The sequence below is a fragment of the Plantibacter sp. CFBP 8775 genome (genome assembly GCF_014839505.1).
Taxonomy (GTDB): Bacteria; Actinomycetota; Actinomycetes; order Actinomycetales; family Microbacteriaceae; genus Plantibacter; species Plantibacter auratus.
The window spans coordinates 1,324,790-1,350,640 of sequence record NZ_JACYNV010000002.1 but is presented as its reverse complement, the minus strand read 5'-3'; the positions used below and the strand labels follow the sequence as shown (position 1 = coordinate 1,350,640).

Below are 25,851 nucleotides of genomic sequence, written 5' to 3'. Positions count from 1 at the left end.
CGTGGTCGGCGGGGCCATTGTCGCGGCTGAGTCCGACCCGTGGCAAGGGCGGGACCAGGGACCGCCCTTCGACAGGCTCAGGGACCAACACCACCCGCCGGTCCCTGAGCTTGTCGAAGGGCCAGCCCCCGCCGCGCGAACCTCAGTTCTGGGGGAAGCCGAGGTTGATGCCGCCGTGGGAGGGGTCGAGCCAGCGGGAGGTGATGGCCTTCTGCTGGGTGAAGAAGCGGACGCCCTCGGCGCCGTGGGCCTTGGTGTCGCCGAACAGGGAGTCCTTCCACCCGCCGAAGGAGAACGTCGCGACCGGGACGGGGATGGGCACGTTGATGCCGATCATGCCGACCTGGATCTCGTTCTGGAACCGTCGGGCGGCACCGCCGTCGTTGGTGAAGATCGCGGTCCCGTTGCCGAACGCACCACCGTTGATGAGCGCGACACCCGCTTCGTAGGACTGCACGCGGACGACGGCGAGGACGGGGCCGAAGATCTCCTCCGTGTACACCTTCGACGTCGTCGGGACGTTGTCGATGAGGGTCGGGCCGAGCCAGAACCCGTTCGGGTCGCCGTCGATGGGGGTGTTGCGGCCGTCGACGACGATCGTGGCGCCGTCCTGCTCGGCGATGTCGAGGTAGGACGCGACCTTGTCGCGGTGCACCTTCGTCACGAGCGGGCCCATGTCGCAGTTCCGGCGTCCGTCACCGATCCGCAGGGTCGCTGCGCGTTCGGCGATCTTCGCGATGAGTTCGTCCGCGACGGGCTCCACGGCGACGACGACCGAGATCGCCATGCACCGCTCACCGGCGGAACCGAAACCGGCGTTGATCGCGGAGTCGGCGACGAGGTCGAGGTCGGCGTCGGGCAGCACGAGCATGTGGTTCTTCGCCCCGCCCAGCGCCTGGACGCGCTTGCCGTGTGCGGTGCCGGTCTCGTACACGTACTTCGCGATCGGGGTGGAACCCACGAAGGAGATCGCGCGGACGTCGGGGTGGGTGAGGAGCCCGTCGACGGCCTCCTTGTCACCGTTCAACACCGTGAACACCCCGTCGGGGAGGCCTGCTTCCTTCCAGAGCTTCGCGAGCCAGATCGCCGCGGACGGGTCCTTCTCACTCGGCTTCAGCACGACCGTGTTCCCGGCCGCGATCGCGATCGGGAAGAACCACATCGGCACCATCGCGGGGAAGTTGAACGGCGAGATGATCCCAACGACCCCGAGCGGCTGCTTCGTGGAGTACACGTCGACACCGGTCGAGACCTGCTCGGAGAACTCGCCCTTGAGGTGGTGTGCGAGGCCGGTCGCGAACTCCACGACCTCCTGCCCGCGCGTGATCTCACCGAGCGCGTCGGAGACGACCTTGCCGTGCTCCGCGGTGATGATCTCCGCCAGCTCACCCTTCTTCGCCTCGAGCAGCTCACGGAACTTGAACACGATCTGCTGACGCTTCGCGAGCGGCAGGTCGCGCCAAGCGGGGAAGGCCGCGGCAGCGGATGCGACGGCGCGGTCGATCTCCGACTGGTTCGCGAGCGCGACGTGCTTCGTCGCGACACCGAGCGCGGGGTCGTAGACCGGGGCGGTCCGACCCGAGGTGGACGGGGCCTCGGCTCCGTCGATCCAGTGCGGGACGACCGGCAGCGAACCGGCGTCGGTGGTGGGGGTGGTGCTCGTGGCGGTGGTGGTCATGCGGGGGGCTCCTGGGCGTCGTGGGGTGCAGGGGTGCTGGGTGCTGGTCGTGCCGGGACGGGTGCCGGGAGTCCCGACACCGAGTCCCAGAACGAGTCCGGGTCGCCGCTCACGCGCGCAGCTCCCCGAGGGCGGCGTCGATGATCGCGATGCCCGAGGCGACCTCGTCGGCGGTCACGACGGCGGGCGGGACGACGTGGATGCGGTTCTCGCTGATGAACGGCAGGAGGCCGGCCTCGAGCAGGGACGACTTGAACCGACCCATCGACGCCGCATCGAGCGGTGCGCGGGTGTCGCGGTCCTCGACGAGCTCGACCGCCCAGAAGACGCCGCTGCCACGGACCTCGCCGATGAGCTCGTGACGCTCGGCGAGGGAGCGGAGCGCGGGCCCGATGTGGTCGGCGCCGATCGCCTTGGCGTGTTCGACGACACCCTCCTCGGCCATCGCGGTGAGCGTCGCGACGACACTCGCGGCGGCGAGCGGGTGGCCGGAGTACGTGAGCCCACCGGGGAACACCTGCTCGTCGAAGACGCGGGCGATGTGCTCGGAGACGATGACGCCACCGAGCGGCACGTAACCGGAGTTGACGCCCTTCGCGAAGGTGATGAGGTCGGGGCGCACGTCGAACGCGTCGAACGCGAACCACTCGCCGGTGCGGGCGAAGCCGGCCATGACCTCGTCGAGGATGAGTATGATGCCGTAGCGGTCGGCGATCGCGCGGACACCCGCGAGGTAGCCGGGCGGCGGGGTCAGGATGCCGGCGGTGCCTGGCACGGTCTCGAGGAGGATCGCGGCGATCGAGCCGGGGCCTTCCGCCTGGACGGTGCGCTCGAGGTGGCGGAGGGCGCGCTCCGACTCCTCCTCCGGCGTCGTCGCCCAGAACTCGGTGCGGTAGAGGTACGGGCCGAACACGTGCACGTGGCCGCGGGCGTACTCGTTGGGGATGCGGCGCCAGTCGCCCGTCGCGACGATGGCCGCGCCCGTGTTGCCGTGGTACGAGCGGTAGGTCGAGATGACCTTGTCGCGGCCGGTGGCGATGCGCGCCATGCGGATCGCGTTCTCGTTCGCGTCGGCGCCGCCGTTGGTGAAGAAGACCTTCTCGAAGCCCTCGGGGGCGCGGTCGAGGATGAGACGAGCCGCCTCGGCACGGGTCGCGTTCGCCGCAGCGGGCGCGATCGTGGTGAGCTGCGCCGCCTGCTCCTGGATCGCCGCGACCACCTTCGGGTGCTGGTACCCGAGGTTCACGTTGACGAGCTGGCTGGAGAAGTCGAGGTAGTGGCGTCCGTCGTGGTCCCACACGGTACTGCCGAGCCCACCCGCGATGGGGAGTGGCTTGAGCGTGCTCTGGGCGGACCAGGAGTGCAGGACGCGCTGGGTGTCGGCGTCGCGGACGCCGGCGTTGTCGAGGCCGGAGAGGAAGTCATTGATCACCCCTGCAGCCTGACAAGCGACGCGGCCGATGTACATGGCGGGATCGGTGATAGCTTCGGCACATGTCCACCACTTCAGTGATCGCTGGCGAGGTCGGCCGTGCGTCCTCGAACGTGTCCCTGCGCACGCTCATGGCGGAGCCGGTCTTCAAGCTCGGCCTCGTCGTCGCGGGTGACGCCGACGTCCTCGATCGCGACATCGCCTGGGTGCACAGCTCGGACCTCGGCGACCCGACGCCCTGGTTGGAGCCGGGCCAGCTGCTCCTCACCGACGGCATGCAGTTCACCGGCGAGATGAGCGACGAGCTCGCCGACCGTCGCGCCGACGAGTACGTCCGTCGCCTCTCCGCCCGGGGCGTGCTCGCGCTGGGGTTCGCCACCGGGATCATCCACGCCGACATCCCGCAGCGTCTCGTCGACGCGTGCGGGCGTCACGGGTTCACCCTGCTCGAGGTTGGCGAGCGGACCCCGTTCATCGGCATCATCCGGTTCGTCGCCGACGCGGTCGCGGCCGCGCGCGTGGCATCGCTCGAGTGGTCGCTCGCCGCCCAGCGTGCGGTCGCGAGGGCGGCGCTCCGACCCGACGGCCTGACCGCGATCCTCGCGGAGCTGGGGCAGCAGCTCGGCTGCTGGGTCGCGCTGTACGACGCCCTCGGCAACCGGGTCACGACGAGGACGCGCGAGCCGGTGCCGGAGGGTGTGGAGGCCGCCGTCGCGGAGGTGTTGCGCCGCGGGTCGCGGGCCGGCCTGCACCTCGCGGACGGAGCCGAGGGTGCGACGCTGCTGACGCTCGGTCGCCGGGGTGAGCTGCGGGGCATCCTCGCCGTCGGCTCCAGCGTGCCGCTCGACCACGCCGAGCACGACCTCGTCTCCAGCGTCATCGGCCTCGCGAGCATCGCCCTCGAGCAGCACAGCGCCCTCGACCTCGCACGCCGACAGCTGCGCTCCGGGCTCCTCGAGCTGCTGCTCTCCGGGGACCGCGCTGTCGCCGAGCGCACCGCCCAGCGGCTCTGGGGGCCGCTGCCGCCCGACCCGATCCGGGTCGCCGTGGTCGACATCCCCGAGGGTGAGCTGGGCTTCCTCTCGGAGCTCGACGTGCAGGCCGCGGCGCACGGCGGCAAGCTGTTCTTCGCCGAGCAGGACGAGCGGATCGTCATCGTGTCGAGCGACGCGGACACCGGACTCTGGGACGCCGTCGTCGGCCGCCACGGGCTGTCCGGCGGGGTGTCGGCGAGGACGAGCTGGGAGGGGTTGCGGGACGGGCTGTCCGAGGCCGAGCGGGCGCGCGCGTCGGCCGGGGAGACGCCGCGACTCGTGCGGTACGAGGCACTCGCCGAGCAGGGGTTGCTCGGGTTGCTGAGTGCGTCGGGCGGATCGGTGTTGGCGAATCGGCTGCTGGAGCCGTTGGGCGGGCTCGGAGCCGAGGCTCGGGCGGTCCACGTGGAGACGGCCCGGGCGTGGTTGGAGGCGAACTGCGTCACCGATCAGGCTGCTGGCCGCCTCGGGATCCACCGGCAGACCCTCCGCGCGCGCATCACCACGCTCGAGTCGCTGCTCGACCTCGACCTCTCGCGCTTCGGCGACCGCGCCGAGCTGTGGAGCGCCCTCCAGCTCACCGACGGCTGAAGGTCCTTCGGGCCCAGGTCACCGAGCCCATCCCGGTCACCGAGCCCAACCCCGGTCACCGAGCCCACCCCGGTCACCGAGCCCAACCCCGGTCACCGAGCCCAACCCCGGTCACCGAGCCTGTCGAGGTGCCTCCGTGGGCCCTTCGACAGGCTCAGGGAGCGGAGAAGGTGCTCGGCTCGGGGTGACCGCCGCTTGCAGACGAACCCCAACGGGGTTCCGGTCCCCAAGTCGCACCCTGCCGTCCAGGTCCCCGAGCCGCACCATCCCGGTCCGGTCCCTGAGTCGCACCCCTCTCGGTCCCTGAGCTTGTCGAAGGGCAGCGACCGCACGACGGGACCGCACTTCGACAAGCTCAGTGACCGGAAAGCGTTCCGCGGGTGAGGAGCGCGGTGAGCGGGTGCACCGTGTCCCGGTCCTCGCGCGCACACCATCCCGGTCCCTGAGCTTGTCGAAGGGCGGTCGACATGGGGCGGGACCGCACTTCGACAAGCTCAGTGGCCGGATGGGGCGTCAGCGACCGGTGGCGCGAGCTCAGTGACCGGGGCCGCGACACCTACGCGATGCGGATGAGCTTCTTGTTGACGAACTCGTCCATGGCGGGCTTGCCCATCTCGCGGCCGGTGCCGGAGCGCTTCACGCCGCCGAAGGGCAGCTCTGCCGCGTCGCCGAGGACGAGGTTGATCCACACCATGCCGGCGTCGATCCCGTCCGCGACCCGCAGCGCCTGCTCCTGGTCGGTCGTGTACACGTACGAGCCGAGGCCGAACGGGGTGTCGTTCGCGAGGCGCACGGCCTCCTCCTCGGACGCGACCCGGTAGAGCGACGCGACGGGTCCGAAGAACTCCTCGTGGAACGCGTCCATCTCAGGCGTCACGTCGGTGAGGACGGCCGGCGGGAAGAAGTTCCCATCCGGCTCGCCCGATGCCAGGATCGTCGCGCCCTGCGCCTTCGCGCGGCCGAGCTGCTCGCCGAGTCGCTCGGTCGCGGCGGCCGACGACAGCGGGCCGAGCTGCGTGCTCTCCGCCATCGGGTCGGCCGGCGCGTTCGCGGTGAAGACCTCGGTGAACTTCGCGGCGAAGTCGTCGAACAGCTCGTCGATGATGATGAACCGCTTGGCGGCGTTGCAAGACTGGCCGTTGTTGTCGATGCGGGCGTTGACGGCGTCCTGGACGGCGGCGTCGAGGTCGTCGGTCGACAGCAGGATGAACGGGTCGGACCCGCCGAGCTCGAGCACGACCTTCTTGAGGTGCTTGCCGGCCAGCTCGGCGACGGCGGAACCGGCGCGTTCCGAACCGGTGACCGAGACGCCCTGCACGCGCGGGTCGGCGATGACCGTCGCGATCTGGTCGTTCGTCGCGAAGATGTTCACGTACACGGAGTCGTGGGCGCCGAGTTCGGCTTCGGCGTCGTCGAAGATCTGCGCGATCGCCAGCGCCGACTCGGGGCACTGCGGTGCGTGCTTGAGGAGGATCGTGTTGCCGTTGACGACGTTCGGGCCGACGAACCGCGCCACCTGGTAATACGGGAAGTTCCACGGCATGATGCCGAGCAGCACGCCGAGCGACGCGCGACGGATGAACGCGGAGCCGGTGCCGTCGGACAGCTCGATCGGCTCGTCGGCGGAGAAGGCCTCGCCGTTGTCGGCGTAGTACTGGTAGATCGCGGCGGCGAAGTCGACCTCGCCGAGCGCTTGCTCGTACGTCTTGCCCATCTCGCGGACGGCGATCTCGGCCAGCTGCTCACGGCGCTCCGTGTGGAGGGCGGCGACGCGGGCGATGAGCGCGGCGCGGTCGGCGACGGGAGCGCGACGCGACCACTCCTCGTGGGCGGCGGACGCGGCGGTGATCGCCTGCTGCAGCTCCTCGTCCGTGATCGTCGGGTAGTCGCGGAGAGTCTCTCCGGTCGCGGGGTTGACGACGGCGTAGTCGCTCACTGGTGTGCTCCTTTGTCTGAGGTGCTGCTGGTGCGGTGCGGTGTCCGTTGCCGGCCGATGCGAGCTGTGCGGGTTCGACGTGAGCGGGACCACCACCTGCACCGTATCGAACCAGGCTCCGCCTGTCATGGGTTGGACTGCGGCTCCTGCGTCGAAACCCGGCTCAGGAGTCGAAGCCAAGCCCGACGGCGTCCATCGTGCGGAGCCAGAGCCCGCGCTTGCCCTCGTTGCGGTCGGCCCGGGCCATCTCCGACAGCGAGATGCGCGCGCCGATGAACGCGAGCGGGTCGGGCGGGAACGGCGTCGGCTTCTTCTGGACGAAGTCCATCGTCGTGCGCTCGGTCGGCGTGCCGGCGAGGAGGTCCAGCATGACGTTCGCGCCGTACCGCGTCGCGCCGACACCGAGGCCGGTGAACCCGGCGGCGTGCGCGACCTTGCCGCCGTGCGCGGTCTCGAAGAAGGAGAAGAACCGCCCGCAGGTGTCGATCGCCCCGCCCCACTTGTGGGAGAAGCCGAGGTCGGCGAGCTGCGGGTAGGTGTGGGCGAAGTGGGCGGCGAGCTTGAGGAAGGACTCCTCACGCTGGTCGAACCGCGGCTCGACGCGCCCGCCGTAGTTGTACACCGCGTCGTAGCCGCCGTAGAGGATGCGGGTCGACCCGTTCGCGTCGGTCGTGAGCCGCGAGTAGTGGAACCGGTTGTCGAGGTCGGAGATGCCCTGCCGGCCCTTCCAACCCAGGCTCTCGAGCTGTTCGGCGGAGAGCGGGTTCGTCATGAGTGCGTAGTCGTAGACCGGCACCGTGTACTTCCGGGCGCTCGGGATGAGTGCCTTGAAGACGTTGGTGCCGAGGGCGACGTGCTTCGCGACGACCGAACCGTGCGTCGTCGTCAGGGTGACCGACGTCGCGTCCGACCGGATCGAGCGGACGTGCGTGTACTCGTGGATCTCCACACCCAGGTCGAGGCAGACGCGTCGCAGCTCCCACGCCAGCTTGGCCGGGTTGACGAGCGCCGCTCCGGTGGGCTCGAACAGGCCGGCCTGGAAGATCGGCGAGTGGACCTCCGCCTGCATCGCCTCGCGGTCGAGGAACCGGGCGCCGTGCTCCTCGGCACTCTCCCGCAGCCAGTCGACGTGGTGTGGGGCCGTCGCCGCCTGCAGCAGGCCCGTCTCCTCCCAGTCGCAGTCCATGTCGTACCGGGCGATGGTCTCGCCGATCTCGCGCAGGTTCTCGCGTCCCAGCTCCTCCAAGCGGTCGAACTCGTGCGGCAGGCGACTCTTGCCGTTCGAGGATCCGTGGGTGAGGCTCGGCTCGCAGAACCCGCCGTTGCGACCGGACGCGGCCCACGCGATGCGCCGGCCCTCGAGGAGCACGACCCGGCGGTCCGGGTCGCGCTCCTTCGCGAGCAGCGCCGTCCACAGGCCCGAGTACCCACCACCGACGATCGCCAGGTCCGTCTCGACGTCCGCCTCGAGGCGGGGGAGCGGGGCGGGCCGTGCCGGGTCGTCGAGCCAGTACGGCTCCGGTTCGGCCGAGGCCAGCTGTTCCCGCAGGCGTGCGGTGTCGGCGAGCTCTTCGGCCAGTTCGTAGGTGGTTCTCATGGTGGGTCCCCTGTGGTGCGTGGTTCGGTGCGGTCGCGTGGTGCGCGGTCAGTCGGTGCGGGCGGCGTCGGTGCGTTCGGTCTCGGCACGTGGGGTTCCGGCGGATGCCCCGCCGCTCCCGAGGCCCGCGTCGCGCTTGGTGCTCCGCTGCACGAACAGCCAGATCACGACGCCCAGTGCGAGCAGTCCGAGCGCGATGCCGAGCTCCAGGAACCCGCCGTAGCCCGTGGTGGAGAACCCGGTGGCACCGACGATGAGGATGATCGCGAGGAGCACCGACAGCACGACCGACAGCGGCACGAAGAAGCGCGGCAGGCGGATCGGGCGGACGGCGTCGGGGCGGTCCTTGCGCAGCAGGAAGAAGCCGGAGACCGCGAAGAAGTGCGTGAGGATGTAGCCGAGGTTGCCGGTCACGATGATCGCGAGCGGGTTCTGCAGCACCACCAGGATCACGACGTTCATGACGAGCATCACGTTGAGCGAGCGGAACGGCACCCCGCGACGGTTGAGCACGCCGAGGGACGGGACGGTGACGCGCTCCTTGCCCATGTTGAACAGCACGCGCGAGGCGTCGGCCACCGAGGTGGTCATGATGAGCAGCAGCGAGGCGATGAGGCAGAGCACCATGACGTCCGCAGCGCCACCGACGAGCGAGGCGAAGCTCGCGACGAAGAAGGTCGCCGGGTTGTCGGCGATCGCCGCTTCACCCGCGTAGCCGCCGAGGGTCAGCGGGATGACGAAGAAGACGCCGAGGCAGAAGAGGACGGAGGCCTTGATCGCCTTGGTCGTGTCCTTCACCGAGTCGCGGTACTCCGGGGCGAAGGTCGCGCAGACCTCGATGCCGAAGGTGGTCCACGCCATGATGTACAGCCAGACGATCGCGGTGTGCAGGCCCTCGATGCCCTCGAGCTTCCAGGTGAGGTCGAGCGGTGCCCAGTCGGCGCTGAAGAGCGGGAAGACGATGAACACGAACAGGGGGATGAGCAGGATGCCGGCCGTGATGTAGACGAACGCCATCGTGACGCGGACGCCGATGACGTTGATGAGGTACATCACGCCGATGACGCCGAGTCCGATGAGGATCGGGAAGGTGATGGAGATCGGGCCGAGCTGGATCACCCAGTCCTCGTTCGGGAACCACTGCGCCTGGATGAGCGCACCGGTCACCGCGCCGTAGGTGGCGAGGTTGGTGCCCCAGGGGAGCCAGTAGCCGACGCCCGTGATCGGTGCGACCCAGGGTGCACGCGACTTCCACGCTTCGGCCGCGTAGTGCGCGATGCCGCCGGAGGAGTTCGGGAACATGGTGGCGAGCTCGGTGTAGATCCAGTTGACGCCCATGGCGAGGATCATGGAGATCGCCCACAGGACGGCGGCCCCCCAGCCGCCGAGGCCGGTGATGGAGGCGCCGAGGGTGGCGATGAGCGCGGCTGGCATGGTCATCGCCATGGCGAAGCCGTCGAACCAGCGCATCCGTTTCGGCAGGTGCGTGGTCTCGTCGGTGCTGGTGACGTGTTCGGTCGACATGGGCTCTTCTCGATTCGTGGGGGACGGGACGTCGCTGTCTCGCTGCTGGTGCACTCAATGTGCCGAAGAATTGTTGTGACGACAAGATCGCGTCGGTCTCGTTGTTGTAATCGTAACTTTGACGAAACAATACTGCTTGTTCGAGGAATCGCAAGGTCCTAGGCTGATCCCACATTCTCCCGACGACATCCGCACGACGCTGTTCGGCGTCGTCGGCCCAGCCACGACACCAGGAGGTCCGGAATGACCACGTTGCCGACACCCACTCGCACCCAGCTCTTCATCGCCGGCGAGTTCACCGACGGATCCAGCTCGGAGCGCTCGGAGGTGATCAGCCCCGTCACCGGTGACGTCATCGCGTCGATCCCCGTGGCCGGCACCGCCGAACTCGACGAGGCGGTGCGACGTGCGCACGAGGCGCAGCGGGAGTGGCGGAAGCTCGGCGTGTTCAAGCGCGCGGAGATCTGTCACCGGGTCGGCGACGCGATCAGCGCCCGCGTGGAAGAGCTCGCCCGCCTGCAGACGCTGGAGCAGGGCAAGCCGCTCGCCGAGTCGATCGCCGACATCGCCGAGGCCGCGCAGCTCTTCCACCTCCACGCCGAGGACGCCCTCCGCCTCTACGGCGAGACGCTGCCGTCGAGCGACATCGACAAGCGCATGTTCACCTGGCGCGCGCCGGTCGGCGTCTGGGGCATCATCACGCCCTGGAACTTCCCGCTCCTCATGTTCAGCGAGTTCGTCGCCCCGGGCCTCGCGACCGGTAACGCCTGCATCGTCAAGCCGCCGAGCAACACGCCCCTCGCGGTCCTCGCGGCGATGGACTGCCTCGTCGAGGCGGGCGTCCCGGCCGGGCTCGTCAGCGTCCTCCCCGGCGACGGCGCGTTCGGTTCCGAGCTCGTCTCCCACGACGGCATCGACGCGATCGGCTTCATCGGTTCGTCCGCCACCGGGGCGAAGATCGTCCGCACCGCGGGCCTCAAGCGCTCGCTCATGGAGTGCTCCGGCAACGGCCCGATCGTCGTCCTCGAGGACGCGAACATCGAACGCGCCGCGAAGGCCGCCGTCGACTCCGCGTTCTACAGCGGCGGGCAGGTCTGCTGCGCGACCGAGCGGCTCATCGTCCACCACAACGTCCACGACGCCTTCGTCGAGGCCGCCCTCGCCTACGCGAAAGCCACCGTGCGACTCGGCAACCCCTTCGACGAGGGGATCAACCTCGGCCCGCTCAACAACGAGGGCGTCGCCGCGAAGATGGACCGCCACCTCGACGAGGCCCGCGCGCTCGGCTTCGACATCCTGCTCGGCGGCGGTCGTGCCACCGGCCACCCGACGGACCTCTACTACGACTTCACGATCGTCGACGGCGTCTCCGAGGACAGCCTGCTGTCGCGCGAGGAGTCGTTCGGTCCGGTCCTCCCCATCCTCACGGCGCAGGACGACGACGACATCCTCCGCATCGCCAACGCCGACGCGCTCGGCCTGCAGTCCGCGGTGTTCACCGAGAGCCTGTCGAAGGCCTACCGCTTCATGGAGGAGCTCGAGACCGGTCAGGTCATCGTCAACGACTCCAACGGCTGGTGGGACATCAACATGCCCTTCGGTGGCGCGGGCGGCAAGGGCACCGGCTGGGGTCGGATCGGCGGCATGTACACGCTGCACGACATGACCGACCTCCGGACGGGCGCGATCCACGTCCGCTAGTCGGACCGATCCGCCGATCAGCGACCTCCCTCGGTCCGCTCGATCGGCGTCGCCCCGGTCGACCGCCCGTGTTCGGGTCGGTCGGTCGGCCGGCCGGGGCTCGTGGCTCGGGTGGGGCGGACACCGCACCCGGGCCGCACGGCTTCCCTCGCTACGCTTGCCAGATGACCATCCGCCCGCTGCCGGAGGAGCCACATGAACGACCTTGACGACATCGACCGTCGGCTGATCGCGATCCTGCAGCAGGACGGACGGAAGGCGTTCTCCGAGATCGCCACCGAGACCGGGCTGCCGGCGTCGTCCGTCCGCTACCGGATCCAGCGACTCGAGGACACCGGGATCCTGCAGATCGTCGGCATCGCGAACCCGCTGTCGATCGGCTTCGACCACCTGGCGCTCATCGGCATCCGCTGCGAGCCGGGGATGGCGCGTGGGGTGTGCCAGGAGCTGTCGAAGCACGCGGAGACGAGTTACGTGGTGCTCACGAGCGGCGGCTTCGACGTGATGGTCGAGGCCGTGTGCCGCGACATGGACCACTACAAGACCTTCCTCCTCGACACCCTGCAGCCGACGCCCGGCGTGCGATCGACCGAGACCTTCTTCGTCCTCGAAGCCCACAAGCTCGCCTACGGCTGGGGCGTCGGGTAGGTCGTCGGGCCGCGCCGACCCGCCCCCTCGTCTTCGTCCTGCTCAGAGAGGTACCTCATGACCGACCACCTGCTCGCTCCCAACACGGTGCTTCAGGGTGCCGAGGTGGCGCTCGCCGACAACCCGCTCGCGCCAGCGGACGTGGTCTCGGGGTCGCCGCGGAGCGGGATCCTGTCCCTCACGGCCGTCGGTGACACTGAGGTGGGCGTCTGGGAGTTGGGTGTCGGTGTCGTGCAGGACACCGAGATCGACGAGGTGTTCGTGGTCCTCTCCGGTGAGGCGACGGTCGACTTCGCCGACGGCACCCCGTCGCTGGAGCTCCGCGCCGGCTCCATCGGCCGGCTCACCGCCGGCGCCCGCACCACCTGGACGGTCCGCGAGACCCTCCGCAAGGTCTACATCGCCTGACCCGCCCGGCGCGGCAGCAGGACATCCGCCCGACAGCAGGACGCTTCGCGCCCGCCCGTCCTGCTCTCGCGCCGATCTCCTGCGTTCCTGCCACTCCGGTCCCTGAGCTCAGCCTCATCCGGTCCCTGAGCTTGTCGAAGGGCTCCGGGGTGACCTCCTCTCTCGGGGCGGTGTTCTCGGTGTGCACTTCGACAGGCTCAGTGACCGGGGTGGGTTCTCCGATCGGGTGCCTTCTTTCGGTCCCTGAGCTTGTCGAAGGGTTCTCGGGCTGGCCTCTGCTCGCCGGGTGGTGTTCTCGGTGTGCACTTCGACAGGCTCAGTGACCGGGGTTCCTTCTCCGACCGGCTGCCTTCTTTCGGTCCCTGAGCTTGTCGAAGGGTTCTCGGGCTGGCCTCTGTTCGCCGGGTGATGTTCTCGGTGTGCACTTCGACAGGCTCAGTGACCGGGGTTCGTTTTCCGACCGAGGTCCGTCACCGCGGCCGCAATAGGCTTGTCGCATGAACCTGCGCACCGTCGAGCTCGACCACACGGACCACGCCGCCCTCGACCTCTGGTGGGGTGCAGCGTCCCGCGGCTTCCTCTCGAAGCCCGAGACCGACGTGGCGGTGCGTGCCGAGCGGCGTCAGCTCCTCGTCGGCAGCTCCATCCTCGGGGTCTACGACGACACCGCGGCCGAACCACTCGTCCCCGTCGGCACGCTCGGTTCCTTCCCGACCGCCCTGTCGATCCCCGGTGGCTCCGTCCGCGCCCTGGCCATCACCGAGGTGACCGTCTCCACCTCGCACGAACGTCGCGGTATCGCGCGATCACTGATGGAGAACCGACTCCACCACGCGAAGGCCACCGGTGCCGCAGTCGTCGCGCTCACCGCGAGTGAGGCGACCATCTACGGTCGCTACGGCTTCGCCCCGGCGACCTGGGAGTTCACGCACGAGGTCGACCCCAAGCGCGTCGCTTGGCGGGGTGCGCCGCCCGCCGGCCGCGTCCACACGCTCGACCCGCGCTCGCTCGCCACCGTCGCACCCGGGCTGTTCGAGCGCTCCCGCAGCACCGGTGACATCGACCGCGGGGTCGCGTGGTGGAAGCAGGCCCTCCGTGAGGTGACCATCCGGCACTTCAGCCACGGTGAGGGAGACACGCTCGCCCTCCGCTACGACGACGCCGACGGCGAACCACAGGGTTACGCGCTCTACCGCGTCGGCGAGGAGTGGGGCACGATCGTCGTCGACGACCTCGTCGCCACCACCCCGGAGGCCCGCTACGCGCTCTGGCGGCACCTCACCGGGATCAGCCTCACCACGAAGGTCACCTTCCACCAGGCTCCGACGGTCGAAGCCATCCAGTGGCGACTTGTCGACCGCCGCGCCGTCAAGACCACCGCGCGAGCCGACGCGCTCTGGCTGCGCATCGTCGACGTGCCGACCGTGCTCGGTGCGCGCCGGTTCACCATCCCGGCGGCGTCCGAGCGTCGCGAGCACCTGCTCGACGTCGAGGACGCGCTCGGTCTCGCCGGCGGTCGGTTCGCGCTCCGCATCGACGAGCACGGTGCCGCGGTCGCAGAACGCCTCGGCGACGTGCCGGAGTCGGCCGACGACGACGACGACGCTGTGCGCCTCACCATCAACGAGCTGTCAGCCGTCCTCCTCGGCGGCCCGCGCGTGTCGGCGCTCGCCGAAGCAGGGCTCATCACCGGGTCCTCGGAGGCGGTCCGAGCGCTCGACCTCGCCTTCGCGTCGGAGCCGGCGCCATTCCTGCGGACGCACTTTTAAGAGATCGGGTCGGGCACCTCGTTTCGTGAGAGGTGCCGCTAGGGTCGGGCCATGGTCGAGTTCATCGTGTTCTGCGTTCCGGCCGTCATCTACCTCATCGTGCAGTCGCGCCGAGCGGGAAGCTCCCTCACTGTCGCGCGACAGCGACTCGGGGCCGTCTGGGGAGCTCCTTCGGCCTCTGGCTGGGCGGCAGCCCTGCTGGTGCCGCTCCTGCTCGCGGGATGGTTGGCGATCGTCACGATTCCGGCGGAGGTCCTCGAGGCTCCCGGGGTGTCGGTCGCTCGACTCACCTCGGTGAGCGTCGGCGTCGGCGTGGTGCTGCGGGCGGTGGGCGAGGAGGTGCTGTTCCGCGGACTGCTCGGCGGCGTCTTCATGCGTCGGCTGGGCTTCTGGTGGGGCAACCTGTTGCAGGCGGCGCTGTTCGTCGTGCCGCATCTGTTGCTCCTGGCCGTCGACCTCCGCACCTGGCCGATCATCCCGGTGCAGTTCGCCGCCGGATGGTTGCTCGGGTGGCTCCGCCACAAGACCGGGACCTTCGTGCCCGGCGCCATGGTCCACGCCGTCAGCAACGTCGCCGCCGGGCTCATCGCCGCGTGACGTGATCTGACGCCCGTCAGGAGACTCAGGGCGTGGTCGCGCCGAGGAGGATCGCCGCGGCCGGGAGGGCGAGCAGCATCATCCAGCCGGTGATGAGCGCACCGACGAGGCCTGCCAGGAGGGTGAAACCACCGATGGTGGCGGCAAGGGTGCGGCACAGCTGGCGTTGCTCGGCCGGGATGCTGCGGCGCAGGGTGCGGGGAAGTGCCGCGAGCTGCGGGCGTGGGGTGCGGATGGAGCCGGTGGTGGCGGGGTGCTGCAGGGTCGTCATCGGGGTCGGGTGGTTCCTGGTCGGGTTCGGTCGGGAAACGCGCTTCGGGGACGGCTGATCGGTCAGATCCGGATCTGTATCTTGAAGTGCAGATTTGTTATACACCGTGGTAGACGTGCCTGCAAGTCGTCGAGGCGGCATCGTCGACGGTGCACAAGCTTGACACCGCTCCACAGGCACCCGATCCGCGCTCGCCGGGTCATGCCCGCCAACTGTCGAGCCGTCGACCGGCTCCCGATCGATACCGTCGCTGCAGCATCGCGACGGCCATCGTCGCGACACACGGCCAGACAGGAGTAGGCGTGGACACGATCCCGGACGAAATGACCACCGATGCGCGCGCGGAGGCGCCGCCAGGCCGCCGTTCCAGGTCGCTCGGGCGGCGCTCGATCATGGCGATCGTCGTCGCAGTGATCGCTCAGCTGAGTGTGTTCGCGCTGCTGATCGTCTCCTGCACGGGACAGGTCGGTGAGCCGCGGGGTGATCGTGCTTCGCCGGTGGCCGAGGCGCCGGCGATGGACCCGAGCGCTCCTCAGCGTGACGACGAACTTCCCACCCGAGACGAGGTGTTCGCCGTGGCTGCAGACCTCCTTGGGCAGATGGTCAACACGGCGACGGGCGGGCAGCCGTTCGCGTTCTCGCCCCAGGCCTCGGAGGCGCCCTGCAGCAGTCAGGCGCCGTCCGGTCGGGCCACGAAGCTGGCACGCATGGCCGTCGAGGTCGAGCTGCCGGTCGGAACGAGTCGCGCCGTGCTCGTCGACCTCATCAACGGGTACGCCCCGCCGCTCGAACTCGCGACCGACTCGGACGAGTTCCGGTCGAAGCTCATCGTGCCCTCGTACGGCGAGCTGGAGCTGTCGACGCAGCTCCGCGACGACGCCATCATCTTCGAACGGGAGCTCCGACCCGATGCCGACGTGCTGCGGATCACGGTCGAGAACGGCTGCTTCCTCCCGCCGATAGAGTGACATCCGTCGAGCAGAGGGGAGTGTCGCATGAAGATCGTCGTCGCAGGAGGCAGCGGGATGGTCGGGCGACACGTCGTCGCGGTGGCCCAGGAGCGCGGACACCGGGTGGTCGTGCTGTCGCGTTCCACCGGCGTCGACCTCGCCACCGGAGCCGGGCTCGCCCAGCAGTTGGAGGCCGCGGACGTCGTCATCGACGTGACGTCGACAGCCACGCAGTCTGCCCAGCAGTCGCGCCAGTTCTTCGGGGCGGTCACCCGCAACCTGCTCGAGGCCGAGGGCGCCGCAGGCGTGCCCCACCACGTCGCGCTGTCGATCGTCGGAAGCGACAAGGCACCCTTCGGCTACTACGCGGGCAAGGCGCTGCAGGAGGAACTCGTCAGCACCGGGCGCATCCCGTGGACGATCCTGCGCGCGACGCAGTTCCACGAGTTCGCGCAGCAGATGGTCGAGCGGTTCCGCTTCGGGCCGGTCACGATGGTGCCCACGATGACCTCGCAACCGGTCGCCGCGCGCGAAGTCGCCGAGCGCCTGGTAGAGCTGGCCGAGGGCGAGCCGCAGGGGCGCCCGGCTGATCTCGCGGGCTCCGAGGAACTTCGGATGACCGCGATGGTCAAGGCCTACACCGCCGCCACGGGCATCCGTGGCCCGGTCGTGCAGATCCCGCTGCCCGGCGGCTTCGGCAAGGCGATGCGCGACGGCACCACCCTCGCCGGGCCAGATGCGCAGCGCGGTGTGCAGACCTTCGCGCAGTGGATCGACGGGCTCAGCGCCGCTCGCTGAGCGTCAGCTCCGCTGAGCCGCCCGGACGTCCTGCATGAGTCGAGGCGTACGCCACTCGCCGATCCGCTTGAACCACACGGGCGGTGGGTAGGCGAGCCGGACGACGAAGTAGTTCACGTATTCGGTGGCGCCCAAGAGCCAGACGAATGGGATGCCGATGGCCGCGAAGGGGTGGGCGGGGAACCAGACGATGATGCCGACGAGTCCGGCGAGCAGTAGGACCGCGTCGAGCACGCGGAACCCGCGGTAGGTGGCGGCCAGCCCAGGAGGCATGGTGCCCTGCTTGACCCACCGCCGGGCGAGCAACCAGTAGACGCCGGCCTGCACGAGGATCACCAGCAGCGGTACGAGGGCAGACCAGAACGCCAGCGCATCGGTCGGCTGTTCGAGCAACGGGAGCGCCGAGACGAACGCGACCCAGATGAACACGACGGCGGCGAACAGCTCGCCGAGTCCGAGGCTCAGGTACCGGCCCCGGAGGACCGTGCGGCGATCGTCGGTCATGTCACCAGCCTAAACACGGTGTGCCGGGCCGGTCGAGTGGGCTCGACAGGCCTTCAGGCGTTTAGAACGTGACGGTCGGCAGCGTCATGATCTCAGCGCCGTCCTCGGTGATCGCGATGGTGTGCTCGCTGTGGGCCGTGCGGCTGCCGGTCACGCTGCGGAGGGTCCAGCCGTCGGCGTCGGTGACGAGCTTGTCGGTGTCGGCCATGACCCACGGCTCGATCGCGAGGAGCAGGCCCGGGCGCAGCTTGTAGCCGCGGCCGGCGCGACCGTCGTTCGAGACGTGCGGGTCCTGGTGCATCGTCGTGCCGATGCCGTGGCCACCGAACTCCATGTTGACCGGGTAGCCGGCGCCACGCAGCACGGTGCCGATCGCGAAGGAGATGTCGCCGATCTTCGCACCCGGCTTGGCGGCGGCGATGCCGGCGGCGAGGGCCTCCTGGGTGGTCTCGATGAGCGCGAGGTCCTCGGGGGTCGCCGTGCCGACGACGAAGCTGATGGCCGAGTCTGCGGCGATGCCGTCGAGGAGGACGGCGAGGTCGAGGGTGAGAAGGTCGCCGTCGGCCAGCGTGTAGTCGCGGGGGAGGCCGTGGAGGACGGCGTCGTTGACGGCGGTGCAGATGTAGTGGCCGAAGGGTCCGCGACCGAAGGAGGGGGCGTAGTCGACGTAGCAGGAGACGGCGCCGGCCTCGAGGATCATCGCCTTGGCCCAGCGGTCGATCTCGAGGAGGTTCGTGCCGACCGTCACGCGGTGCTTGAGCGTGTGAAGGATGTTCGCGACCAGCTCGCCGGTGCGACGCGCCTTCGCGACCTCGGTGGGGGTGAAGATCTCGATCATGCGGGGCCCTTCCATCGGCGTGCTGCGTGCGTGGTGCGGTGGTGTTCGTGCCGCGAACGGCGCTCGACCAATAACTATACCGGTCAAACTATCCCGTACTACACTGGGCGCATGGTCCGCCTCCCGCTCACCCCCACCGATGTCGAACGCGGTCAGCGCCTCGGTGCGCTCCTGCGCGAGGCCCGTGGTGAGCGTTCGATGCTCGACATCGCCCTCGATGCCGGCCTCTCGCCGGAGACGCTGCGGAAGATCGAGTCGGGCCGCGTGGCCACGCCGGCGTTCTCGACCATCGCCGCCATCGCAGAGGTGCTCGGCCTCTCCCTCGACCAGGTCTGGGCGACGATCAGCCCGGCTCGGCGCGACACTGCCCCGTCCGGCGAGCGCCTGCGCGAGCGACTCGTCTCCTAGCTCGCTCCCGGTCCCTGCCCTTCGACAGGCTCAGGATCCGCCTGTCGAAGGGCCCTCGCACTCCCGCGGCCGTATCCGCCCGACGTGCCGCGCCGGTCCCTGAGCTTGTCGAAGGGCGCGCGCAATCGCGCGGCCGCGTCTTCTCGACGCACCACGCCGGTCCCTGAGCTTGTCGAAGGGTCTATGTCCGATCCCTACTGCGTGTCGCTCGTCGTCGGTTGGACCGGGCGGGTGAAGACGTTCTCGCTGATCTTCGTCCAGTCCTCGGCGGGGTCGAGCGCGGTGTCGACGACGGCGTCGGAGAGCACCGTGTACTCGTTGACGCTGTCGCTCATGCCGACGCGGTCACCGCTGCCGCAGGCCCGGAACGGCTGGGTCTCAGCGAACACGATGATGCAGTTCCGAGATTGACCCTGCTCGGTCGCCGACGCGAGGAAGATCTCCGTGTCGCCCTGGACGGCGACGAGTCGGGTCGAGTCGGCGTCGATCGTGAACGGGTCGTCGCTGCCGGCTCCGGTGGTGCTCGCCGGGAGCCGATCCTTGTCGGCCTGGTCGCGCTCGAGGTCCGCGTAGCTCGTCACTCCGCCGGTGCAGGCGCTCAGCCCCGCGGCGAGTGTGAGTGCGATGAGTCCTGCTGCGATGCGTCGATGCATGTGACGTCCCCCGATGTCGATTCCCGACAGCCTACGACTCCTGCTCCCGGACGGCAGTCGCGACGGCCGACTCGCGGCTGGCGAGGGCGATGGCGACGATCCCGAGGAAGACGGGGCCGACGACACGGACCCACCCGTCGAGGATGACGATGATCGGGATGAAGAGGGACACGTTCGAGCCCGCCGCCACGACGATGATCTGCTGGACGACCCACGATGCTGCTGTCACCGCCACGACCCACAGCGGCGCGAGGTTCCAGGGGCGGGGCACGGTTCCGGCGCGCGCGATCTGCGTTGTCGCGATGGCCGCGAGCACGAACTGGATGAGCAGGTCGATGTAGCCGAAGCTGAGGAACGTCTCGACGGCGGCCGGGATCGTCGCCAGACCGCGGACGAACGAGCTGATCGTCATCCAGACGCCGAGCGTGATGAGGGCGCCGGTGCCGAGCGGGCGCCTCGCGGTCACACTGCTGGAACGGTCTGAGCCGATCGCGAACAGGGCGATCGAGAAGACGGACAAGAACGTCGCGAGGATGCCACCGGTCGAGCCGAGGAACGACCCGATCTGGACGAGTGGGCCGAGCAGGACCGACCCGACCAGGAGCGCTCCGGCGACGATCCACACCTGCTTGGACCCTGACGTGACTGCGTTCGTTTCCCCCATGGGCGCCCAGTCTACGGACGGGCTTTTTCCCGCTTCGCGGATCCCCGGTCCCTGAGCCCGTCGGAGGGCGCGCAACTGTCCCCGGTCCCTGAGCTTGTCGAAGGGCGGCGCCCCCTGCCGGTCCCTGAGCCCGTCGAAACGCCTGCACGCAGGACCCGAGCTGTGTAGCGTGGCACGGATGACCGAGGAGCAAGCCGACCCGCACACCACCGGTTTCGTCGACGTGGAGGGCGGCGCGTCGATCTTCGTCGAAGAGTCCGGCACCCCCGACGGCGTCCCAGCGCTCTGGCTGCACGGCGGCCCCGGCGGGTCGCTCGGCTCCGGCTGGTATCGCTCGCACTTCGATCTGTCGCGGTACCGCCTCATCGGCATCGATCAGCGCGGAAGTGGCCGCAGCCTCCCGAACATCGTGGACGCCCGCGACCAGCTCGACGAGCACACGACCCAGCGTCTGATCGCCGACATCGAGCAGGTGCGTGAGGCGCTGGGGGTAGAGCGCTGGGTCGTGGCCGGGGTCTCGTGGGGAACGACCCTCGCGCTCGCCTATGCGCAGGAGCATCCCGACCGGGTGATCGCGCTGGCGCTCGTCGCGGTGACGACCACGAGTCGTGACGAGGTCGACTGGATCACCGAGGGCGTCGGCCGTGTGTTCCCTGAAGAGTGGGCGCGGTTCGAGGGTGACAGTGGTCGGCGGGAGGGTGAGCGGGTCGTCGAGGCCTACGCGCGCCGCCTCCGAGAGGGCGACGCGACGGACCGCACACACGCCGCGACCGCCTGGGACCGCTGGGAGAGTGCGCACGTGTCGCTCGACCACCCGGAGCGCGTCGGTCAGCTGTTCACTGACGCGATCGTGCGCGAGGCGTTCGCGACGCTCGTCACCCACTACTGGAGTCACGACGGTTTCCTCACTGGCGACCGGGCGGTGCTGTCGCGGATGGACCGTATCGCGCACCTCCCCGGCGCGCTGGTGCACGGCCGCCGAGACATCAGCGGACCGGCCGTGACCGCCTGGCGGCTCCACCAGCTCTGGCTGGCGAGTGAGCTGACGATCGTCGAGACCGAGGGCCACGGCGGCACCGAAGAGAGCGCCGTGCTCCGTGCGGCCCTGGACCGCTTCGCGGCGCTGGGTCCCTGAGCCTGTCGAACGGCCGCCCCATCGTGCGGCCGACAATCAGCCGTCAAAGGCCGAGAACGGCGCCACCTGCGCATCCTCGCTGAGGACATTGACGATCTCCGCCGCGCAGTGTTCGTCGGGTTGCCCCGCCTCGTGGTCGGAACTCCAGCCGACGACCACTCCTCGCTCGAACCGCACTGTCGCCTGGAAGCAGGTGTACACGGCCGGGTCGACTTCGGTGCCGGTGACGATGATCCCCTGGAAACTGGCCTCGTCTCCGGCGTCGACCAGGTTGTAGATGACCGCTCCTCCGTCCTCCAGCCCGAGCGACGCCGGGTCATCGTCGCCATTCCAGTAGACGCTGGGGAAGCTGCCGTCGGTGCTGCGGAGCTCGGCGAGGAACACGTCATGATCGATCGCATGCGCGTCGGCCAGGGCTCTCATCAGCGGATCCTTGTGCTTCCAGATGGCGCGGGTGGCCGGTCCACCGACGTCGACCGGGGCGTTGGTCTGCGCACACGAGCTGAGCGCCGCGATCGCCGCGACAGCGATGGCGACCCGAAGCGCGCGTCGAACCGCAGGGGTGGGCGAGCTTCGCGGGTACATGCGGGCAGCCTACGCAGGACCCGCCAGCCCATGCGACACTCGACCCATGGAACCCGAGGCCGTGATCCGCGTTGCAACGTCGGCCGATGCCGCCGGGCTCGCCGAGCTGAAGCTCATGATGTCGCCGCCCACCGCCCCGCTCGCCGACTGGGAACGGGCGCTGTTCGCACATGACCTCGTCTCGTGGATCGCGGTCGACCCCGACTCCCGGGTGTGCCTGGTCGCCGAGGTCGACGATCAGCTCGTCGGGATGGCTTGGCTTGTCGTGTTCTCCCGCGTACCCAACATCGGGACACTCCGCCGGCTGACGGGCGACGTGCAGAGTGTCTTCGTCCGCCCGGAGTTCCGTGGTCGCGGCATCGCCGGTCGCCTCGTCGACGGGCTCCTCGACGCCGCACGCGCTCGCGACATCGGCCGGGTCTCCGTCAGCTCGAACGACGCGGGTGCGCCGGTCTACCGCCGCGCCGGGTTCGAGGAAGCGCCGCTGCTCCTCGAGTGGCGGGCCGACCCACCGGGCCGCTGAACGACGAATCGCCCCGAGTGGTCGCTCCAGGACCTCCTGGACGACCACTCGAGGCGATTCGCGATGCGGCGTGACTTACATGTCGCGGTAGCGCTTGGCCTCGGCGACGAGTTCGCGCAGCTTGTCGGCGTCGACGTCCGGACCGTAGCCGGGGGTGTCGCGCTGGATGCGCCATCCCTCGGAGAGCGCGCCGATGTCGAGGGGCTCGAACCCGAAGGAGTCGATGAGCGCGGCGACCGTGGCCTTCGCGTCGGCGTCGTCACCGGCGATGACGAGGGCGCGGCGGTTCGGGGTGCCGGACGGCTTGCCCTTGGTGGTGAGGTCGGCGGCGTAGATGTGGTTGAACGCCTTCACGACCTTCGATTCCGGGAGGTGCGCTTGCAGCATCTCGGCCGTGGTGGTGGTCTCCTCGTCGAGCTCGGCGATGTGGCCGTCGCGCTCGGGGTAGTAGTTGTTCGTGTCGATGACGACCTTGCCCGCGAGCGGTGCGACGGGGACGGTGTCGATCGCGTGCAGCGGGATGGTGACGATCACGATGTCGCCACGCTCGGCCGCGTCGAGGGCGGTGCCGGCGGTGGCGTGCTCGCCGAGCTCCGAGACGAGGTCGGTGAGCGTCTCCGGTCCGCGCGAGTTGGACACGATGACGTCGTGACCCTGCGCCACCGTGAGGCGTGCGAGCTGAGAGCCGATGTTTCCTGAACCGATGATTCCGATGGTTGTCATGTTCAGGGGAACGGGCGGTGCGGTGGTCGCATTCCGGGCCTGACCGATTCTCAGCGGACGTTCACCAGTAGTCGTCGAGCTGTTTCAGCGGATCCCGCCACGCGGTCGCGTCAGTCGGTGGACGCGACGCCGAGGAGGGCGCCGATCGCCGCGTCGAGTCGGCTGCGGACCTCGTCCTCCAGCTCGGGATCGTAGGTGAGCTGGGAGGCGACGCCGCCCGCGAGCGCCCAGACGGCCCAGGCGGCGGTGTCGGGATCGACCCACGCGGGGATCTCGCCCTCAGCACGCCCGCGTGCCACGAGCGAGGCGATGAGCCCGCGGAGTCGGGCGTCGCTCTCGGCGATGGCGGCGGCGATGTCCGGATCGACGAGCGCGACCTGCGCGAACACCTCGCCCTGGCGGTGTGCGGCTCGGCGTGGTTCGTCGAGCGGGAGGACGCCGATGAATAGGTCGACGAGCCACTGCCGCAGATTCGGGCGGCCCGGTTCGCCGGGTGGCAGGGGCGCCGACGTGTCGCGGAGTCGGGTGAACGCCGCCGCCACCATCCGCTGCTTGCTCGGGAACGCCTTCTGCACGGAACCGAGCGAGCAGTCGTCCTCACTCGCGACGGCGCGGAACGACAGGGCGCCCAGGCCGGACCGCGCGACGATCCGCAGCGCCGCGTCGGCGAGTTGGGTTTGGCGCTCGGTCAGGTCCACGTTCTCAGGGTAGGGCTGGGGCGTCGATCGTCGCTGCGCCGTCCGGCCGCGAGGACGTTCGGCGCCCGAGGAACACCGCGTAGCCGAGCATGACGACGCAGGCGGCGCCGAGTCCGATGAGCGACCGGTCGTCGGTCGAGTCGCCGCCGATGAAGCTGACGAAGTTCCAGGTGGCGTGCCAGGCGATCGCGGGCCAGAGGCTGCCGGTGAGCACGAGGAGTTGGGCGGCGACGAAGCCGAACAGGGCTGCGAACGCCACCTGCAGGATGGAGGAACCGACGTCCGCACCGCCCGCAAGGTTCGCCAGGTGCAGGACACCGAAGAGGACGGAACTGCCGACGACAGCAGTGCGGGTGCTGCGTGCGCGGAGGATCGCGAACACGATGGCGCGGAACCAGGTCTCCTCGTTCAGCGCGACAGCGACGACGAGGACTCCATACGCTGCGATGGTCGGTGCGTCGACCCGGATGCCTTGGGAGGGGATGATCAGGACGGTGGCTGCCGCCGGGACGAACCAGAGTGCGGCGCGCGCTCGCCGCGGACGCCGGAAGCCGTAGTCGCGGACTCGAGGCGGCGACAGGCGCATGACGACCAGGCCGAGGATCGCGGAGACGGCGGCCCCGGCGGCGAGCGTGAGGGCTGCTCCGGCCTCGCTCGCCCCGGAGAGTTGCGCTGCTGTTGACGCGCCGGCCGTGAACACCACGGGGACGAGTGCGAAGGCGATGGCGGCGAGCCACGGCGCGCGCACGCGCCAGCTCGCGATGTGGTGGTCGCCAGGCGGTCCTTGCTCGGGGGAGGGGGCCGGTGCCGAGGCAGAGACGGGGAGAGGAGGCATAGCGTAAGAATACACATGTATTCCGAGCGGTGTGACTACCGGATGCGGTCGGGTGCGGGGCGGCCCGCCCAGGCCGTCACCGAGCGCCCTCCTCGGTCTCTGAGTACCCTCCTCGGTCACTGAGCTTGTCGAAGTGCGCCCTTGGACCGGCTCAGGGACCGGAGCTCGGCCGTGGGGCCGTTCGCCTCACTCCACCGGCGGCAGCAGCTCGAACGCCAGCGGCTCGGTCGCGACCCCGTTCACCTGCAGCGCGATCCCGTGCGCACCCGGGTGGTAGCGACGGGTAGTGATCGCGCGGAACGAGTGCTCGCGGGTGAGAAGGATGTGCTCGCCGGGCGCCAGCTCGGTCGTCGTCAGCTTGAACGTCTTCGTCGTCTGCGAGCCGTTCGCCTTCTGGTGGTGGACGACGTAGTCGATCGCGAGGCGGGCCGTCTCGGTGCCGGTGTTGCGTACGGTCGCGACGAACCGGACCGTTCCGCCGAACGGGATGTGGGCGCTATCGACCGCGAAGCCCTCGACCTCCGTCGTCGCCGCGGCGAAGCCGAGAGCCGCGAGAGCGCCCGGGTCACCGCGTTTCACGAGGGTGCGGAGCGCGTGGCGGACGAGTACCGGGGTGTTGGCGTCGGGGTCGGCCAGCCAGCGGTTCGCTGTGGCGACGACGAGGTCCGGGTCGTCGCGGCTGAGGTCGTTGAGGTGGTTGGCGACGGACCGGCGAACGTATTCGCTCGGGTCGCGGTAGAGGGCATCGAGGATCGGGACGGTGACGCCCGGGTTCGCGACGATCTCCCGCACGCGCACCGCCCACGGCAGGTAGGGGCGGGTGCCCTCGCTGGCGAGGCGGCGGACGTGCTCGTTGTCGGAGGTGGTCCAGTCGAGGACGATGGCGAGCGCGCGGTCGAGATCGTGGCGGAGCAGGGTGCGGATGGCGAACTCGGCGCTGAGGCGCTCGGTGAGTTCGGCGAGGAGTCGCATGGCGTCGTCGAAGGCGTCGGGGGTGCTCTCGTCGACTGCACGGGCCGCGACGGCGCTCGTCACCGGCCAGATCAGCCAGCCGGTGAACGCGGGGTTCGTCGCCTGGGCGGTGCGGATGATGCCGGCGAGCGTCGCGTAGTCGCCCGGGACGTCCTCGAGCACGGCGTCGCGCAGGAGGTCGGCGCGCTCGCGGAGCGCGAGACCGTCGAGGTGCTCGGCTGCATGGGCCGTGGCCCCGAACGGGCTGCCCGGCGCGGCCTCCTGAAGCGAGCGGGTGAGGGTGCGGGCGACGGCGGTGCCGAGGAGCTCGTCTGCGAAGGGCATACGGCGATCATGGCGTGTGCCGCTGACAGGCAAGGGGTCGGGGCTGAGTTGAGTT

At 69.8% G+C, this 25,851-nt stretch carries 26 protein-coding genes; 11 read left to right on the top strand and 15 right to left on the bottom strand.

The window, feature by feature from the left end:
* Positions 1-142 precede the first annotated feature (142 nt).
* Both IFR14_RS18695 and IFR14_RS18690 read right to left on the bottom strand, forming a co-directional pair.
* Complete coding sequence (locus IFR14_RS18695) at positions 143-1,678, bottom strand: CoA-acylating methylmalonate-semialdehyde dehydrogenase (protein WP_191941920.1); 1,536 nt, start codon at positions 1,676-1,678, stop codon at positions 143-145.
* Between the two features lie 109 nt (positions 1,679-1,787).
* Complete coding sequence (locus IFR14_RS18690) at positions 1,788-3,110, bottom strand: aminotransferase class III-fold pyridoxal phosphate-dependent enzyme (protein ID WP_446728100.1); 1,323 nt, start codon at positions 3,108-3,110, stop codon at positions 1,788-1,790.
* Positions 3,111-3,172: 62 nt separating this feature from the next.
* Here IFR14_RS18690 and IFR14_RS18685 point away from each other — a divergent pair, with 62 nt between their 5' ends.
* On the top strand, positions 3,173-4,735 hold the full coding sequence (locus IFR14_RS18685) for a PucR family transcriptional regulator (RefSeq protein ID WP_191941918.1): 1,563 nt from the start codon (positions 3,173-3,175) through the stop codon (positions 4,733-4,735).
* A gap of 556 nt (positions 4,736-5,291) precedes the next feature.
* Here the strand turns inward: IFR14_RS18685 and IFR14_RS18680 are convergent.
* From IFR14_RS18680 to IFR14_RS18670, 3 genes are all read right to left on the bottom strand, one after another.
* Entirely contained in the window at positions 5,292-6,671 is a 1,380-nt protein-coding gene (locus IFR14_RS18680) for an NAD-dependent succinate-semialdehyde dehydrogenase (protein ID WP_137244077.1), read from the bottom strand.
* Positions 6,672-6,834: 163 nt separating this feature from the next.
* Positions 6,835-8,268 carry an NAD(P)/FAD-dependent oxidoreductase gene (locus IFR14_RS18675; RefSeq protein ID WP_191941917.1) on the bottom strand — a complete coding sequence of 478 codons (1,434 nt, stop codon included), beginning with the start codon at positions 8,266-8,268 and terminating at the stop codon, positions 6,835-6,837.
* Between the two features lie 48 nt (positions 8,269-8,316).
* Positions 8,317-9,792 carry an APC family permease gene (locus IFR14_RS18670; RefSeq protein WP_137244075.1) on the bottom strand — a complete coding sequence of 492 codons (1,476 nt, stop codon included), beginning with the start codon at positions 9,790-9,792 and terminating at the stop codon, positions 8,317-8,319.
* A 243-nt stretch (positions 9,793-10,035) separates the two neighbouring features.
* Between IFR14_RS18670 and IFR14_RS18665 the strand changes: the two genes are divergently transcribed.
* The 5 genes from IFR14_RS18665 to IFR14_RS18645 all read left to right on the top strand — a co-directional run bounded on the left by IFR14_RS18665 (position 10,036) and on the right by IFR14_RS18645 (position 14,915).
* A complete protein-coding gene (locus IFR14_RS18665) occupies positions 10,036-11,493 on the top strand; it encodes an aldehyde dehydrogenase family protein (protein WP_191941916.1) in 1,458 nt (485 codons plus the stop codon).
* 195 nt (positions 11,494-11,688) lie between these two features.
* A complete protein-coding gene (locus IFR14_RS18660) occupies positions 11,689-12,141 on the top strand; it encodes an Lrp/AsnC family transcriptional regulator (protein WP_056013555.1) in 453 nt (150 codons plus the stop codon).
* A gap of 57 nt (positions 12,142-12,198) precedes the next feature.
* On the top strand, positions 12,199-12,549 hold the full coding sequence (locus tag IFR14_RS18655; RefSeq protein ID WP_191941915.1) for a cupin domain-containing protein: 351 nt from the start codon (positions 12,199-12,201) through the stop codon (positions 12,547-12,549).
* Between the two features lie 497 nt (positions 12,550-13,046).
* The gene (locus IFR14_RS18650) at positions 13,047-14,318 is read left to right on the top strand and encodes a GNAT family N-acetyltransferase (protein WP_191941914.1); all 1,272 of its coding nucleotides are present in this window, start codon (positions 13,047-13,049) and stop codon (positions 14,316-14,318) included.
* A 51-nt stretch (positions 14,319-14,369) separates the two neighbouring features.
* Positions 14,370-14,915, top strand: a complete 546-nt coding sequence (locus IFR14_RS18645; RefSeq protein WP_191941913.1) for a CPBP family intramembrane glutamic endopeptidase — start codon at positions 14,370-14,372, stop codon at positions 14,913-14,915.
* A gap of 25 nt (positions 14,916-14,940) precedes the next feature.
* On the opposite strand, the gene IFR14_RS18640 is transcribed toward IFR14_RS18645, so the two are convergent.
* Positions 14,941-15,186: a hypothetical protein gene (locus IFR14_RS18640; protein ID WP_191941912.1), complete on the bottom strand. Its 246-nt coding sequence runs from the start codon at positions 15,184-15,186 to the stop codon at positions 14,941-14,943.
* Positions 15,187-15,488: 302 nt separating this feature from the next.
* Here IFR14_RS18640 and IFR14_RS18635 point away from each other — a divergent pair, with 302 nt between their 5' ends.
* Both IFR14_RS18635 and IFR14_RS18630 read left to right on the top strand, forming a co-directional pair.
* Positions 15,489-16,154: a hypothetical protein gene (locus IFR14_RS18635; RefSeq protein ID WP_191941911.1), complete on the top strand. Its 666-nt coding sequence runs from the start codon at positions 15,489-15,491 to the stop codon at positions 16,152-16,154.
* Between the two features lie 27 nt (positions 16,155-16,181).
* Complete coding sequence (locus IFR14_RS18630; protein ID WP_191941910.1) at positions 16,182-16,934, top strand: SDR family oxidoreductase; 753 nt, start codon at positions 16,182-16,184, stop codon at positions 16,932-16,934.
* Between the two features lie 3 nt (positions 16,935-16,937).
* On the opposite strand, the gene IFR14_RS18625 is transcribed toward IFR14_RS18630, so the two are convergent.
* Positions 16,938-17,438 (bottom strand): hypothetical protein, encoded by a 501-nt coding sequence (locus IFR14_RS18625; RefSeq protein ID WP_191941909.1) that lies wholly within the window; start codon positions 17,436-17,438, stop codon positions 16,938-16,940.
* A 61-nt stretch (positions 17,439-17,499) separates the two neighbouring features.
* Entirely contained in the window at positions 17,500-18,276 is a 777-nt protein-coding gene (gene map / locus IFR14_RS18620) for a type I methionyl aminopeptidase (RefSeq protein ID WP_079706538.1), read from the bottom strand.
* Between the two features lie 111 nt (positions 18,277-18,387).
* Here map and IFR14_RS18615 point away from each other — a divergent pair, with 111 nt between their 5' ends.
* Positions 18,388-18,684: a helix-turn-helix domain-containing protein gene (locus IFR14_RS18615; protein WP_191941908.1), complete on the top strand. Its 297-nt coding sequence runs from the start codon at positions 18,388-18,390 to the stop codon at positions 18,682-18,684.
* Positions 18,685-18,878: 194 nt separating this feature from the next.
* Here the strand turns inward: IFR14_RS18615 and IFR14_RS18610 are convergent, their stop codons facing one another.
* On the bottom strand, positions 18,879-19,337 hold the full coding sequence (locus tag IFR14_RS18610; protein WP_191941907.1) for a hypothetical protein: 459 nt from the start codon (positions 19,335-19,337) through the stop codon (positions 18,879-18,881).
* A gap of 31 nt (positions 19,338-19,368) precedes the next feature.
* Positions 19,369-20,001: a hypothetical protein gene (locus tag IFR14_RS18605; protein WP_191941906.1), complete on the bottom strand. Its 633-nt coding sequence runs from the start codon at positions 19,999-20,001 to the stop codon at positions 19,369-19,371.
* 178 nt (positions 20,002-20,179) lie between these two features.
* Between IFR14_RS18605 and IFR14_RS18600 the strand changes: the two genes are divergently transcribed.
* Positions 20,180-21,136, top strand: coding sequence for an alpha/beta fold hydrolase (locus IFR14_RS18600; RefSeq protein WP_191941905.1), 957 nt, complete (start codon positions 20,180-20,182; stop codon positions 21,134-21,136).
* 36 nt (positions 21,137-21,172) lie between these two features.
* On the opposite strand, the gene IFR14_RS18595 is transcribed toward IFR14_RS18600, so the two are convergent.
* Positions 21,173-21,721, bottom strand: coding sequence for a hypothetical protein (locus IFR14_RS18595; protein WP_191941904.1), 549 nt, complete (start codon positions 21,719-21,721; stop codon positions 21,173-21,175).
* A 46-nt stretch (positions 21,722-21,767) separates the two neighbouring features.
* Between IFR14_RS18595 and IFR14_RS18590 the strand changes: the two genes are divergently transcribed.
* Positions 21,768-22,244 carry a GNAT family N-acetyltransferase gene (locus IFR14_RS18590; protein WP_191941903.1) on the top strand — a complete coding sequence of 159 codons (477 nt, stop codon included), beginning with the start codon at positions 21,768-21,770 and terminating at the stop codon, positions 22,242-22,244.
* A 75-nt stretch (positions 22,245-22,319) separates the two neighbouring features.
* Here IFR14_RS18590 and IFR14_RS18585 read toward each other — a convergent pair whose 3' ends face one another.
* The 4 genes from IFR14_RS18585 to IFR14_RS18570 all read right to left on the bottom strand — a co-directional run bounded on the left by IFR14_RS18585 (position 22,320) and on the right by IFR14_RS18570 (position 25,796).
* Positions 22,320-23,015, bottom strand: a complete 696-nt coding sequence (locus IFR14_RS18585; RefSeq protein WP_342365771.1) for an NADPH-dependent F420 reductase — start codon at positions 23,013-23,015, stop codon at positions 22,320-22,322.
* A gap of 62 nt (positions 23,016-23,077) precedes the next feature.
* Entirely contained in the window at positions 23,078-23,665 is a 588-nt protein-coding gene (locus IFR14_RS18580) for a TetR family transcriptional regulator C-terminal domain-containing protein (RefSeq protein WP_191941902.1), read from the bottom strand.
* Positions 23,666-23,669: 4 nt separating this feature from the next.
* The gene (locus tag IFR14_RS18575) at positions 23,670-24,500 is read right to left on the bottom strand and encodes a CPBP family intramembrane glutamic endopeptidase (protein WP_191941901.1); all 831 of its coding nucleotides are present in this window, start codon (positions 24,498-24,500) and stop codon (positions 23,670-23,672) included.
* A 186-nt stretch (positions 24,501-24,686) separates the two neighbouring features.
* A complete protein-coding gene (locus IFR14_RS18570) occupies positions 24,687-25,796 on the bottom strand; it encodes a DNA alkylation repair protein (protein ID WP_191941900.1) in 1,110 nt (369 codons plus the stop codon).
* Between the last annotated feature and the right edge of the window lie 55 nt (positions 25,797-25,851).

Excerpts from the sequence above, each read along its gene's own strand:
- IFR14_RS18695 (WP_191941920.1), bottom strand. The coding sequence starts at position 1,678 with ATGACCACCACCGCCACGAGCACCACCCCCACCACCGACGCCGGTTCG.
- IFR14_RS18685 (WP_191941918.1), top strand. The coding sequence starts at position 3,173 with ATGTCCACCACTTCAGTGATCGCTGGCGAGGTCGGCCGTGCGTCCTCG.
- IFR14_RS18675 (WP_191941917.1), bottom strand. The coding sequence starts at position 8,268 with ATGAGAACCACCTACGAACTGGCCGAAGAGCTCGCCGACACCGCACGC.
- IFR14_RS18670 (WP_137244075.1), bottom strand. The coding sequence starts at position 9,792 with ATGTCGACCGAACACGTCACCAGCACCGACGAGACCACGCACCTGCCG.
- IFR14_RS18665 (WP_191941916.1), top strand. The coding sequence starts at position 10,036 with ATGACCACGTTGCCGACACCCACTCGCACCCAGCTCTTCATCGCCGGC.
- IFR14_RS18660 (WP_056013555.1), top strand. The coding sequence starts at position 11,689 with ATGAACGACCTTGACGACATCGACCGTCGGCTGATCGCGATCCTGCAG.
- IFR14_RS18655 (WP_191941915.1), top strand. The coding sequence starts at position 12,199 with ATGACCGACCACCTGCTCGCTCCCAACACGGTGCTTCAGGGTGCCGAG.
- IFR14_RS18650 (WP_191941914.1), top strand. The coding sequence starts at position 13,047 with ATGAACCTGCGCACCGTCGAGCTCGACCACACGGACCACGCCGCCCTC.
- IFR14_RS18645 (WP_191941913.1), top strand. The coding sequence starts at position 14,370 with ATGGTCGAGTTCATCGTGTTCTGCGTTCCGGCCGTCATCTACCTCATC.
- IFR14_RS18640 (WP_191941912.1), bottom strand. The coding sequence starts at position 15,186 with ATGACGACCCTGCAGCACCCCGCCACCACCGGCTCCATCCGCACCCCA.
- IFR14_RS18630 (WP_191941910.1), top strand. The coding sequence starts at position 16,182 with ATGAAGATCGTCGTCGCAGGAGGCAGCGGGATGGTCGGGCGACACGTC.
- IFR14_RS18625 (WP_191941909.1), bottom strand. The coding sequence starts at position 17,438 with ATGACCGACGATCGCCGCACGGTCCTCCGGGGCCGGTACCTGAGCCTC.
- map (WP_079706538.1), bottom strand. The coding sequence starts at position 18,276 with ATGATCGAGATCTTCACCCCCACCGAGGTCGCGAAGGCGCGTCGCACC.
- IFR14_RS18615 (WP_191941908.1), top strand. The coding sequence starts at position 18,388 with ATGGTCCGCCTCCCGCTCACCCCCACCGATGTCGAACGCGGTCAGCGC.
- IFR14_RS18610 (WP_191941907.1), bottom strand. The coding sequence starts at position 19,337 with ATGCATCGACGCATCGCAGCAGGACTCATCGCACTCACACTCGCCGCG.
- IFR14_RS18605 (WP_191941906.1), bottom strand. The coding sequence starts at position 20,001 with ATGGGGGAAACGAACGCAGTCACGTCAGGGTCCAAGCAGGTGTGGATC.
- IFR14_RS18600 (WP_191941905.1), top strand. The coding sequence starts at position 20,180 with ATGACCGAGGAGCAAGCCGACCCGCACACCACCGGTTTCGTCGACGTG.
- IFR14_RS18595 (WP_191941904.1), bottom strand. The coding sequence starts at position 21,721 with ATGTACCCGCGAAGCTCGCCCACCCCTGCGGTTCGACGCGCGCTTCGG.
- IFR14_RS18590 (WP_191941903.1), top strand. The coding sequence starts at position 21,768 with ATGGAACCCGAGGCCGTGATCCGCGTTGCAACGTCGGCCGATGCCGCC.
- IFR14_RS18575 (WP_191941901.1), bottom strand. The coding sequence starts at position 24,500 with ATGCCTCCTCTCCCCGTCTCTGCCTCGGCACCGGCCCCCTCCCCCGAG.
- IFR14_RS18570 (WP_191941900.1), bottom strand. The coding sequence starts at position 25,796 with ATGCCCTTCGCAGACGAGCTCCTCGGCACCGCCGTCGCCCGCACCCTC.